General features: G+C 33.0%; 13 protein-coding genes. 4 read left to right on the plus strand and 9 right to left on the minus strand.

The window, feature by feature from the left end:
- Window positions 1-96: 96 nt before the first annotated feature.
- Complete coding sequence (locus ACHRV0_RS04580) at window positions 97-1,998, minus strand: S9 family peptidase (RefSeq protein WP_129025054.1); 1,902 nt, start codon at window positions 1,996-1,998, stop codon at window positions 97-99.
- A 312-nt stretch (window positions 1,999-2,310) separates the two neighbouring features.
- On the opposite strand from ACHRV0_RS04580, the gene ACHRV0_RS04585 reads away from it, so the two are divergent.
- The 3 genes from ACHRV0_RS04585 to ACHRV0_RS04595 are packed head-to-tail and all read left to right on the plus strand — an operon-like array spanning window position 2,311 to window position 5,142.
- Complete coding sequence (locus ACHRV0_RS04585) at window positions 2,311-3,423, plus strand: NAD(P)/FAD-dependent oxidoreductase (protein WP_395440047.1); 1,113 nt, start codon at window positions 2,311-2,313, stop codon at window positions 3,421-3,423.
- Window positions 3,423-4,196 carry a monofunctional biosynthetic peptidoglycan transglycosylase gene (gene mtgA, locus ACHRV0_RS04590; RefSeq protein WP_129053021.1) on the plus strand — a complete coding sequence of 258 codons (774 nt, stop codon included), beginning with the start codon at window positions 3,423-3,425 and terminating at the stop codon, window positions 4,194-4,196. The genes ACHRV0_RS04585 and mtgA overlap by 1 nt, the downstream gene beginning before the upstream one ends.
- A complete protein-coding gene (locus ACHRV0_RS04595; RefSeq protein ID WP_395440048.1) occupies window positions 4,186-5,142 on the plus strand; it encodes a lipid A deacylase LpxR family protein in 957 nt (318 codons plus the stop codon). The genes mtgA and ACHRV0_RS04595 overlap by 11 nt, the downstream gene beginning before the upstream one ends.
- A 54-nt stretch (window positions 5,143-5,196) precedes the next feature.
- On the opposite strand, the gene ACHRV0_RS04600 is transcribed toward ACHRV0_RS04595, so the two are convergent.
- The 7 genes from ACHRV0_RS04600 to ACHRV0_RS04630 form a co-directional block, all read right to left on the minus strand.
- The gene (locus ACHRV0_RS04600; RefSeq protein WP_395440049.1) at window positions 5,197-5,880 is read right to left on the minus strand and encodes a hypothetical protein; all 684 of its coding nucleotides are present in this window, start codon (window positions 5,878-5,880) and stop codon (window positions 5,197-5,199) included.
- A gap of 99 nt (window positions 5,881-5,979) precedes the next feature.
- Window positions 5,980-6,981, minus strand: coding sequence for a hypothetical protein (locus ACHRV0_RS04605; protein ID WP_395440050.1), 1,002 nt, complete (start codon window positions 6,979-6,981; stop codon window positions 5,980-5,982).
- Between the two features lie 56 nt (window positions 6,982-7,037).
- A complete protein-coding gene (locus ACHRV0_RS04610; protein WP_395440051.1) occupies window positions 7,038-7,721 on the minus strand; it encodes a hypothetical protein in 684 nt (227 codons plus the stop codon).
- Window positions 7,722-7,744: 23 nt separating this feature from the next.
- Window positions 7,745-7,978, minus strand: a complete 234-nt coding sequence (locus ACHRV0_RS04615) for a hypothetical protein (RefSeq protein WP_395440052.1) — start codon at window positions 7,976-7,978, stop codon at window positions 7,745-7,747.
- A gap of 8 nt (window positions 7,979-7,986) precedes the next feature.
- Window positions 7,987-8,292: a hypothetical protein gene (locus tag ACHRV0_RS04620; protein WP_395440053.1), complete on the minus strand. Its 306-nt coding sequence runs from the start codon at window positions 8,290-8,292 to the stop codon at window positions 7,987-7,989.
- A gap of 14 nt (window positions 8,293-8,306) precedes the next feature.
- Complete coding sequence (locus ACHRV0_RS04625; RefSeq protein WP_395440054.1) at window positions 8,307-9,590, minus strand: PQQ-binding-like beta-propeller repeat protein; 1,284 nt, start codon at window positions 9,588-9,590, stop codon at window positions 8,307-8,309.
- Between the two features lie 469 nt (window positions 9,591-10,059).
- Complete coding sequence (locus ACHRV0_RS04630) at window positions 10,060-11,088, minus strand: oxidoreductase (RefSeq protein WP_395440055.1); 1,029 nt, start codon at window positions 11,086-11,088, stop codon at window positions 10,060-10,062.
- A 334-nt stretch (window positions 11,089-11,422) separates the two neighbouring features.
- On the opposite strand from ACHRV0_RS04630, the gene ACHRV0_RS04635 reads away from it, so the two are divergent.
- On the plus strand, window positions 11,423-11,698 hold the full coding sequence (locus ACHRV0_RS04635; protein WP_395440056.1) for a SymE family type I addiction module toxin: 276 nt from the start codon (window positions 11,423-11,425) through the stop codon (window positions 11,696-11,698).
- A 42-nt stretch (window positions 11,699-11,740) separates the two neighbouring features.
- Here ACHRV0_RS04635 and ACHRV0_RS04640 read toward each other — a convergent pair whose 3' ends face one another.
- Window positions 11,741-12,172: a DUF4440 domain-containing protein gene (locus tag ACHRV0_RS04640; RefSeq protein ID WP_089054346.1), complete on the minus strand. Its 432-nt coding sequence runs from the start codon at window positions 12,170-12,172 to the stop codon at window positions 11,741-11,743.
- Window positions 12,173-12,199 lie beyond the last annotated feature (27 nt).

Genomic DNA, 12,199 nt, shown 5'->3' on the forward strand with positions numbered 1-12,199 from the left:
ACAGTCCAAATGTTTATATAATTAAACAGTCTTAAAAAGAAATCAGCCTCAGATTATATAAATATCTGAGGCTGATTTTTTGTTTTTATTTTGAGATTAAAGTGTTTCGTTTAACCATTTAAAGAATTCACCTTGCCAAACTTGAGCGTTTTGAGGTTGTAAAACCCAGTGATTTTCTTCAGGGAAATAAACAAATCGGCTTTTAATTCCTCGTAATTGTGCCGCTTGAAAAGCCTCTTGTCCTTGTCCGATTGGCACACGGAAATCTTTCCCGCCTTGGAAAATCAAGATTGGTTTATTCCATTTTTCAACCATAGTTGCAGGGTTAAAAGTCGTATATGCTTTTTGTGCAACAGCATTGTCTTTTTCCCAATATGCACCGCCAAAATCCCAGTTGTTAAAGAAAACTTCTTCAGTAGTTCCCAACATACTTACCGTATTGAAAACACCATCATGAGCAATGAAAGTTTTAAAACGGTTTTTGTGAATTCCTGCTAAATAAAATACTGAATATCCACCGTAGCTCGCACCAACACATCCTAAACGGCTTTTGTCAACATAGCTCTCTTTGGCAACATCATCGATTGCAGAAAGATAGTCGTCCATAACCTGTCCGCCCCAATCTTTACTAATTTGCTCGTTCCATTCAACACCATGACCAGGCATTCCGCGACGATTTGGCGCCACAACAACATAACCTTTTGCTGCCATTAATGAGAAATTCCAACGGAAAGAATACGATTGTGTCAATGCACTTTGAGGTCCGCCTTGACAGAATAACAAAGTTGGATATTTTTTTGAAGCATCAAAATTTGGAGGCAAAATTACCCAAACCAACATTTTTTTACCGTCAGTTGTAGTCACATAACGTTTTTCAGTTTTGCTTAGAGTCAACGTTTTGTAAGTATCAGTATTTACATTTGAAAGTTGTTTCCAAGTGTTTTTCTTCAAGTTAAAAGAAAAAATCTCCGGTGCATGATTCATGTCATTTCTAGTTACAATAATATCATCACCAGCAAATCCTACTAAATCATTTACATCAAAATCACCTTTTGTTATTTGGCGAACAGTAATTGCAATTCTTGTTAATCCAGGAAAATTAACGCTGAAAAGTTGTTTTGTACCATCAACAGGCGCAACAAAAAATACATTTTTTCCGTCTTTACTCCAGATAAAATTATCTACAGTTCCATCCCAGTTTGCCGTTAAGTTCGTTTTGATTCCTTTAAATTCAACAATAATGTCGTTTTTATCAGCCTCATAACCATCACGTTTCATTTGTAGCCAAGTTAAATTTCCTGTTGGAGAAAATTGAGGAGCAGTGTCGTAACCTAAGTTGCCTTCAGTTCTATTAGTTGTTTTTTGAGTCTCTAAATTGTACTCATAAATATCGGTATTCGTAGAAACTGCATAATCAGTTCCTGCTTTTTTCTTGCACACATACAAAATGCTTTTTCCATCAGGAGACCAGATATAATCTTCATCACCGCCAAAAGGTTTTTGCGGAGAGTCAAAAGTTTCTCCTTTCAAAATGTCAATTCCCTTAGCACCGTCTTTGTTTTCCTTATAAAAAACGTGGTTAAATTTACCTATGTTCCAAGTATCCCAATGGCGATAATCTAAACCATCATAAATTTGTGCGTCAGATTTATCAAGTTTTGGATAAAAATCTTTACCTAAAACCTTGTCAATTTTTACTTCTTCATTGTACACTAAAAATTTTCCGTCAGGCGAAATGTTTTTGTCGGCTAAAATCGCTTTTGTATCCGTAACTTCAGTTGCATTACCACCGCCTACAGGGATAGTATAAAATTTAGAATGCGATTTGTTTTCTTCTACAGATGGAGTAGAAACCTTAAAAACAACATTTTTTTCATCTTTTGAAAGTCCAAGTGCACTCACTCTTCCTAATTTCCATAACAATTCTGGCGACATTACATTTTGTCCGATAGCGTTTAAACTCATCATTATTAAGGTTGTAAATAATACTTTTTTCATAATAAAAATTCTATTTTTTGTGGGGCTAAAAATACGAATTTAAAATTCCAAAATTTGTTAAAGTTTATCATCCATTGTCACCCTGAGCGAAGTCAAGGGGCTTTCGTTCCCAAAAGAGGCTTCGACTTCGCTCAGCCTGACATTTGGATAGAGATCCAAAAATGGAATCTTTAAAATTTTGTTCGCCGCGAATTCACAAATTTTTTATTCTCAAAGACTAATAAAAAAAATAATTCGTGAATTACTTCGTCTGTTCGCTATCGCTCGAGTCGTGGCGAATAAAAAAACATTATTTTTATAAAAACTCTGAAGATGGAACTAAGTTATTGGGAATTAAAGAACTGGTTTACAAATATTGATTACACAATTGTAGGCAGCGGAATTGTTGGTCTGCATACTGCTTTGCGCTTACGCGAAAGATTTCCTGCTTCAAAAATTCTAGTTATAGAAAGAGGAATGCTACCACAAGGCGCGAGTACAAAAAATGCAGGTTTTGCTTGTTTTGGAAGTCTTTCGGAAATTATGGATGACTTAAAAACAAATTCAGAAGATGATGTTGTGGGTTTAATCGAAAAACGTTGGAAAGGACTGCAATTACTCCGAAAAAGATTAGGAGATTCCGTAATTGATTTTAAACCTCACGGCGGATATGAATTGTTTTTGAAGGAAGATGAAACTGGTTTTAATGAATGTATTTCGAAAATGCCTTTCATTAATGAAATTTTAAAACCACTTTTTAAAGCAGATGTTTTTTCTAAAGAAACAGATCGATTTGGATTTATAAATACTCAGGATTATTTGGTTTTTAATCCATTTGAAGCGCAGATAGATACGGGAAATATGATGCAGGAATTGTTGAAACAAGCTGTTTCTGCGGGTATTTTAATTTTAAATCAGCAAACAGTAACTTCGTATTTTGATGCAGGAAATTATGTAGAGCTGGTTCTAAACGATTTTAGTTTTAGATCGAGTAAAGTGCTTTTTGCTACAAATGGTTTTGCAGGTTCTTTGACGAAAGGAGAAGTAAAGCCTGCTAGAGCACAGGTTTTAATTACCGAACCCATAAAAAATCTGGATATAAAAGGAACGTTTCATTTAGATCGCGGTTATTATTATTTCAGAAATATAGACGATCGCATTTTGCTAGGAGGAGGTCGAAATCTAGATTTTGAAGGTGAAACGACAACGGAATTTGGGCAGACGAAAATTATTCAAAATAAATTGGAGGAGTTGTTGAAAAATGTAATTTTACCGAATCAGGATTTCAAGATTGCACACCGTTGGAGTGGGATTATGGGAGTCGGAAATAGTAAAAGTTCTGTTGTTGCTCAACTGTCTGAAAACGTGTTTTGTGGAGTACGTTTAGGCGGAATGGGAGTAGCGATAGGCAGTTTAATAGGAACAGAATTAGCAGATTTAATATAATGGCAATCAAAAAAGCAGAACCAAAAAAAACAACCGCAAGCAAACCTAAACCTAAAACAGCTTCTAAGAAGACAAATCGTTCTTTTGGAGAAAAAGTAAAATGGTTTTTCATTAAACTATGTCTCTGGTTTTTTGGAATTTCGATCGCATCGGTTGTGTTTTTTAAATATGTGCCTGTACCTTTTACGCCTTTAATGGTTATTCGAGCAATCGAAAACAAAATGGCTGGAAAAGAAGTTTACTTTGATCACGATTGGGAACCAATTGAAAAGATTTCAATGAACTTGCAAAAAGCGGTTATCGCCAGCGAGGATGGAACTTTTTTAAGTCACAATGGTTTTGATTTTAAAGCACTTCAAAAGGCATATAAAAGTAACGAGCGCGGACGCCGAATTCGAGGCGGAAGTACAATCTCACAGCAAACTGCAAAAAACGTTTTTTTATGGCAGGGAAAAAGCTACTTCCGTAAAGGACTTGAAGCTTATTTTACTGTTTTAATTGAATTGATTTGGGGCAAAGAGCGTATCATGGAAGTGTATTTAAATAGTATCGAAATGGGAGATGGCGTTTATGGTGCTTATGCCGCAACGGAACATTGGTATCGTCGCGACGCTTCAAGTTTAACGCCCATGCAGGCAGCTGGAATAGCAGCAATTTTGCCAAACCCAAGAAAATTTAAGGCTACAGGTTCTTCAAGTTATATAAACCGCAGAAAAGAAAGAATCGTACGCGAAATGCGTGCCGTTGGAAAAATTAATTATAATGGGAAGTAAAAACATATTTTTTGCATTTCTCATTTTAACTACAGCTTTGACTTTTGGTCAAGGTAAAAAAACAGAAATTGGTTTCATATCTGATAATGATTTATACACATCATCAAAAAATGATATGTATTACACCAATGGTTTAGAATTTTTTTATCGATTTCTGTCTAAAAACGACAATGAAAAAATCAACAAGAAAATTACTGAATTTAGAATCGGGCAATATATTTATAATCCGAGATTTATAAACAAAGAGGCAGTTAATGTAAATGACCGTCCGTTTACGGCATATCTTTTTGCCGAAGCAGGAAGAAGTTTTTTTTACCAAAGTGAATCTGTTTTAAAGACAGATTTTCAGCTGGGTTTTATGGGGCCAAATGCTTTAGGCAGAGAAACTCAGGAAGGATTTCATAAAATTATTGGATATAAAAAGGTGTATGGCTGGGAAAATCAGCTTCATAATGCTTTTGCTGTACAGGCTCATGTAATGTATTCGAAGAAATTATTTCCATCAAAACATAATGATTTTGCAGATCTTCATTGGCAGTCAGACGCCAATTTAGGAACTATTTTTACGGGAGTTTCAACAGGTTTTATGACTAGGATTGGTTTTAAAAAACTGCTTCCAATTTACGATTCAAATATGCATGAGGCTTCGGTGAGTGCACAAGCACAACCAAATATTAGAGAATTCTATTTTTACGCTTTGCCAAGCGTTAATTATCAGTTTTATGATGCCACAATCGAAGGTAGTATGTTTAATAACACAAGTCCCATAACTTTTGATTTGGTGCCGCTTCGTTTTAATGCCGAAGCAGGTTTAAAATACCGACACAATAACTTCAACTTATCTTATTCTTTTCTTTATCGAGGACGTGAATTGAATGATCCAGGAATTGACACCAATTCGGGATATTTTTATGGGTCGATAAGGATGGGTTTTTTGTTGAGATAAAACATCGAAAGAAAGGAGATATCTAAGAAATTCCAGTGGGATTTTTTTAGAACTTTAGTATTTTGAGCTTTTTCTTTTGTAAAACAAAACTGTTGTTTCGGTATTATTAACAGGTTTCCAATGTTCTGTAATGGTTCTCGGATTAACGTCTTCTACCTTAATTGTGCTCAATAAATGTCCTTTTCGTTTGTCTACAAAAATTTCATCATCTATTGTAACTAGTAAATGTCTACTGATCTGATCTAAAAAACGATTTGTATTTTTGGTGTCTTCTTTTATAGTTACTTTTTTAGATACAATTCCTTTTTTATTAGCCCATCGGTTTAACCACCATCTATTTTGATGCATTATTACTTCGGGAAGCTTTTCCAGTTCTATACAAAAAACGGCTTCATAATCTGTTATGTTTGTATTATGGTAGTTGATCTGAGCGATATTATCCCATTCTACAATTGTGGTTTGATCAAATAAAGGATCGATAATTAAAAAACGTAGTTCTTCGAACTGAAGAATACTGCGTCTTTCGTCTATTCTTTTTTGTGTTTTTGCTGATATAGGAATTCTGTAACTTAAACTATAAAGCAAAAATGACGGTACTAGGATAAAAGCGCCAATAATAATCCATGCGCCAAAGGGTATATTAATTGTGCAAAATGCAAAACAAGCCAATCCTATTCCTAAAAGTATAAACAGGAGAAAAACTGCTTTAAGTGCCCATATAGGATTAAATTGTTTCATTTTGCATCATTTAACTTTTTCTGTGCGGGCTTTGTAGATTTTATACATGTTTGCGTTCTATTTACTCAATAATTTCTTTTTTATTCATAATCAATTTTTTCACCGGATAATTTCTAATTCCTTTTTCCCTTTGGGACTGTGTAAATAAAGGGAATAGATAACATAATTGTCTTCATTTTTATCATCTTTAAAAGTGGCCCATAAAGGCGATTTTTTATAAGTATTACTAATTAAAGTGACTATTTTTCCATTTCCATAAAATTGAAGTGAATAATTTTCTAGTGATTGCACTTTGGTATTTTCATGCCCCCAGGTGTCAATAAAATCGGTAATGTATTCGTTGTTTGTTGAGTTATTGTAAAAGAGTGCCTGTGCTTCTTCTTTTTTACTTTTTAATTTGGCTTGTGCAATATTGATAAGGTTTCTGTCTTTGAGCCATTGACTTATTTTTTCGTATTCTTTTACTACTTCCAGCTTAAGCATTTCGGGTTCTATACTTCTCAAATCTTCACTGTTTTGCCAGCCAGATAAGTTGTACGGAACGTTGGCTTCAAATGTTCCGCTGTATTCTATGTAGGTTTTTCCAGCATCTGCCAATTTGTTTTTTCCTGTTTTTTCATCTTTTATTAGCGGAGCTTTAAATTCTAAAACTTTTCCAAAATGTTTTTCGATATCTCCATTTTCTTTGTACCGTATTCCTTCAATTTTGATTTCTACACGGGCATTTTCCTCTATTGAGGCTCGGGGTAGTTTAGTAATCACGCCGTTTATTTGCGTTACATCATGTATGGGGTATATTCTGATTTTCCAGGTTTGTGTTCCAGGTCTGAGAATAGCGGTATTGATAGGGATACTGGTAGAAATAGCGCCATTGCCCGAATCAAAATAAGTTTGTACAGGAAAATCATTTATTAATAGTTCTAAATTACAACCGCCTATAAATATATCTGCTTGATAATTGATACGCTGATCGTAATGTCGTACTTCTTTATATAAATTGCTTAATATTTGTGTCGCTTTTTCATTCATCTCTTTATCATTTTGCGCACAGGACTGCAAGCAAAGTATTGAAGCGAGTAGTAGGGCTGTAAAATTTTTCATAGTTGTTTGTCGTGATTTGTTCTTGTGCTTTCAAAACATTTCTGAGAATACTGTAGTTATTTTTTGTAGTAGCATTGTTTATTTATCTCACTAATGAGCCATTTATGTTCGTCGCTGGTAAGAGGAAATTTATAACCTAATAGTAAACATTGTGTGTTCAGCCACGTTTGTTGTTTCATATATAATTTTAATTTTGTAAAATCATCCAAATTTTCAGGCAGTAATTTCAATCTCTCTACTCTTTGATTGTTTCTTTCTTTCAGCGTTTTTAAATCTTCTGCAGATATGTTTTTAATGGTAGGCATTCTGTTTACCTGTTTTAACGTTATGTTTTTTACGAAGTAAATAGGTATTGCCATTTCCAGATTCATAGGTTTGGAAATAAATTTTTTAACCTGTTCTTTATTAGCAAAAATTGTATCGATATAAATACATAGTACATTGTCATTTTCTATAAATTCTGCCACAGTTAAGCCTTTGATTTTTCTACTATCAAGTCCATTACTTTGAAAAAAATAAATGTTTTGTCGGGTAGTGCTTTGCAACTGCTCAGTGACTTTTATTTTTTCATTAAGTTTGTCATTATTCTCTTCTATTACGATACTTGTTTTATCGTTAACTTTAGCAGTGAATAAGGTATTATTTAGCTCTTTGCCAAAAACCGTGAATAATTCGGTTTCTTGAGATTTACAACTAATTAAGGAAAATAGAATTAGTATCATTATTAAATAGTTTTTCATAGTAGTTATTTGTTAAGTTGTCTTCATATGTTTTGTGAATTTTTGCAAAGAGGAGAGACTAATAACTTAAATACATATAATCTGTCTTTGGTAATGTCAGCATTTGTTTTTAAACAGGCGGTTTGACTCTGTTTGTTTGCATCTATAATTCGCTCACATCTGGCAATCTCTTTTTCTAAAACTCTTTCATCTTTTAGATCATCTTTACATTTATTTTGAACTGCTTTTGACCAACTTTTATTGAATATTTCCGGCATCGAATTTTTCAATAATATTTATGCATCAAATAGGAAACAGCCAAAGGTATTCCAACCAGAACAATCAAGAGGATAAAATCAACAAACGCCATTTTTGATTTTTGTATGGCATATACAACTGTTTCGGCTACAAGCCAAATGCTCCAGGCTAATAGACCTCCAAGCCCAATCATCATAGGTACAAAGTTGTCTGGAACAAAATTGCTTCCGCCATCTCTGTTGTTGCTCATCATTTTATACAGCAAAAATGCATAAGCGATAAGAATAACCACAACTCTTACGGCAATGTGTTTTATAAGCAAATACTTGTTCATTGGCTTTACATTTATTATTTTTTTGGTAAATATTTTATCTGAAAATCATTTATGCGGGTAAATGGCATTCTGTAAAAATTTTTCTTCAGGATGATTTCAAAATTTTCTGATTTTGCATTGTATTTTGTTACCCCATCTATGGTAATAAAATAAAAATTATTGTTGTGATCCATCTCAATATTAGAAAGTGGATTATGTTTTTCTCCCTGGATCAATACCTGATTTATTAGTTTTCCATCAAGATCAATCTGGTATATATAGTTTTGATCACATACAGTCAATTGGTTGTTGATAAGTGACCATGTTTTTACCTTATTCATAAAAAAATTGGAAGTATTAGGATCATTTTCTTTAGGGGTATTATTAGTACCTAATAGTCTTTTCCAAACTGTTTTTCCTGATTTTTTATCAATAGCAAATATGCAGGTGCGATAATACTGATCTTCAAGAGCTGCAAAAAGCATATCTTCTGAAGATAAGAGATCTGTTGCACTGTTAAATTCATAATCATAAAATATCCATTTAAATATCTCTGGATTGTTTATAAAAGGACTCTCTTTTAAGGTATGTTTTTCAAGATAGGTATCATTATCAAATGTCAGACAAAATATCCTTCCAAAATCTTTGTTGGCAGCATATAGATTGTTTTTGTCGGCTTGTATTTGTATATGAATTCTTTGTGTCCAAAGTTGTGGATCGAGTTCTTCCTGTTCTTTGGGATTTTTAAATATACTTTCTGCTTTACCTTCTAAAGTATATTTTGAGAATCCTAGAAATAGATAATCATTAATTAGGTTAATGCACTGTCGTTCATAGATATCTGTTTCTGTTTGCCATTTTTTCTTGCCTGAAAATTTATCAAAACAATATGCTGTACTTTTTGAGCGGTCCAGTGAAGAAGTGTTTAGGTAAAGATTATTTTCGTAAATTAAGGGGGTTGTTGTAATATAAGGATTGTTTTGTGTGTTTTCCTGAATTTCCATATCACTATTGTTTATTGCGCCTTCCCAAACTTGTTTTCCTGAATTAAGATCTAAAGCAGTTATTTTTCCGCTACTGAAAGGAGCGTATATTGTTTTATCGTCAACAGTAAATACAGAATAGTTAATAATGGTGTCATTCTTAGATTTATACTGCCATTTTATTGTATTAGTTTCAAGGTTTATGTTTACTATTTCTCCCTTTGCAGCAATTAAAAGAGTTTCATTTTCTGCAGTTAATAAAGAGGAATTATTTTGACAGGCTAATGGAAGAGTTGTTCCTGTCAAAAAAATTATAAGTTTTAATGTTTTATTCATTTTAACAGAATTTTTGTAATGCGTTGATGCTATTTGAGATGCAATCTTTTTGGGGTGATTATTATAAAATAAAACATCCAAATATTGTAAAGCAAAAGAAAAAAGACAGCATGTAAAAGTTTTATTTGCAGCAAAATAAGACATGATATTGTACAGAGATTAAGAAAATGAGATTTTAATAACCGTTTTACTTGTTGTAATTAAGTCATTGTAATAAAAAAAATCCATTTCTGTTTTTGAGCATGCTCAAAAACAGAAATGGATTTTTTGCAGTGATGAATTGAAAGATTTATTTCTCCTTTAGTAATTCCTCTGTAGTTAAGTATTGTGAAAATTGTTTTTGGATTGTTGCTAGGGAATTAAATTACGGTTTTAGAATTCTGATAAAAAAATATCGCGAATGATCAACATATAAATGCCCGATATTGTTTTATATTATTTCTTTTGGTTAATATTTTTTGAAGAAATCTTAATGACGATTATCGCATTGAATATTAATCTCTTCATTTGATTTGTCGATTACAGAAATACTTGGACAACTAAAGGAAAGATACTCGAAACCAAAAACAACTTCAGGTTTGTTTTTAAAAAGTTTTCCAGTCCATTGCTCAATAGAATCTTCTCCATTTTCATAATTTAGCGGAGCAGGTGATGTGCCTTCGCTTTGGCTGTAAAGTTTTTCGATTATAACATCTTTGGTTTTTGAATCAACGACTAATAAACGTCTGCCATAAATTGTTTTATTGCTGTCTAGATAGTCTTGTAAAAAATACTGATAGCTTTCTGTTTTGTAAAAATACGTATTTCCCGCTATTGTACTCTTTAGCAAAGCACGGTCGTTATTTTTCAGTGCTTTAGACGGATAATCTTTTTTTGCGATTTTTTTCCACGAAATTGGCTTCAAGCGTTCTTTCGAAAACGGATTTTCTTTGCCTACATATACCAAAGCATTTCTGTAATAATCGCTGAATCCGTTTAAATGTTTTTTGTTAATTTCGAAACCAATCATAAAATCATAATTACGATACGGTCCGGCATCTCCAATAGAATACACATTTAGCATCGCAGCAGTTTTTAGATTTTTTACTAAAAAAGATGCAAGTTTGTTTTTGGCATAATCGTAAACAAACAGCGAATCGGTTTCAGAAATATTGGTTTTAGATAAAAATCTTTTTCTGTAGTTTTTGGTAAAGGTGAAATATTGGGCATCGGCATCTGCCATTTTTTCAAGGTTGGGTAAAGTCAGAGTATCTTTTTCGTTGTCAATAGGATAAATATCCGAAAGAGAAACAAAAGCAACATCGCTGCTGTCTTTTGGCATAACAGTAAATAAATAGATGCTTTCCTTTCTCGAGGTTTCTTCAGCTTGAAGAGTATTCGTTTCAGCTGCCTTCTGTTCTGTTACTTTAGGAAGTGTATTTGAGGTGTTTTCTTTTTTATTACAAGCAGATAATAAAATTAAAAAAGCACTTGATAAAAAGAACAATCTTGTTGTCATTACTTAAATATGATTTTGAGTTTCGTTATGTACGAAAGTACTTTAATTTGTTTTAATTTGAAAATCAAAAGTTTAAAGCCTGCATAAGTTTTAAAAGTTAATTTTATCTTTTTTCTTACAAAACAGAAAAGCTTTTTCGCTACATTTGCTACGACTTACATCTTTTATAGGGCGATTACTTCGTCAAAATAAGGCGGATTTTTTATCTGCCCTAATAGATACGCGGTTTCGGTACCCCCGTGTGGTGCGTTAATGCGCCCACTGCCCTATAAAGGTGTAAGTCAACGGGAAAGGCTGAAACCGTATTTTTTTGGCTGGCTAAAAAAATTCTGAAATGACTTACACAGAAAAAACAAGCAGTAAAGAGGTAGAAACTACAACCTCTGAAATCGAAAAAACTTCAAATGTATTATCAATTAGGCGAATGAAAGCTTATGCATTTTACAGGCTTTCGCGTTCTATAGGCATGTATAAAACACAGCCAGTAATTGTACCACAGATACGTTTGTGCGGTAATTGGCTCAAAGAGGCTGGATTTTTAATTGATAAACCTGTTGCCGTAACAGTAATGAAAGGAAAACTAATCATACAACCCATTCAAAAAGAATGATTTAGGGATAATAAAGACGCTCAATTGAGCGTCTTTATTATTTTATCCCGAATGATCAACATACAAATACCAAACACCGTTTATTTTTCGCATTATTCCCGAAAATTGCCCAGAACTGTTTTTACCATTCGGAGCTTCGACACTAAATTTTGCACTCACAAAAGCATCTTTTTTCGAAAGAGGTTCAATAACAAAATCGGTCATAGTTAATTTTCCCATTCTTTCTTTTGGCCAATATTTTTTGAAAAAATCTGTAATGTTGTTTTTCCCATATACCACACCTCCGCTGTAAATCATTCGAACTGAATCTACGGGAGCATAAAAGTCAAGATAAGCTTCGAGATCACCATTATTCCAGCAGGTTTGCTGCGCTTTTAGACGTTCTAGTATTTGTTGTGAAATTTTATCTTGGCAAATGCCTTTAAAAGAAAACATTAGCAAAAATCCGAGAAGTAAAAATTTTAAGTTACGCATATTGATAGTTTTAAGTAAAATTGTAAA

Origin of the sequence: Flavobacterium sp. FlaQc-30 (assembly GCF_044005885.1) — a bacterium.
In the GTDB taxonomy this organism is placed as follows: Bacteria; Bacteroidota; Bacteroidia; order Flavobacteriales; family Flavobacteriaceae; genus Flavobacterium.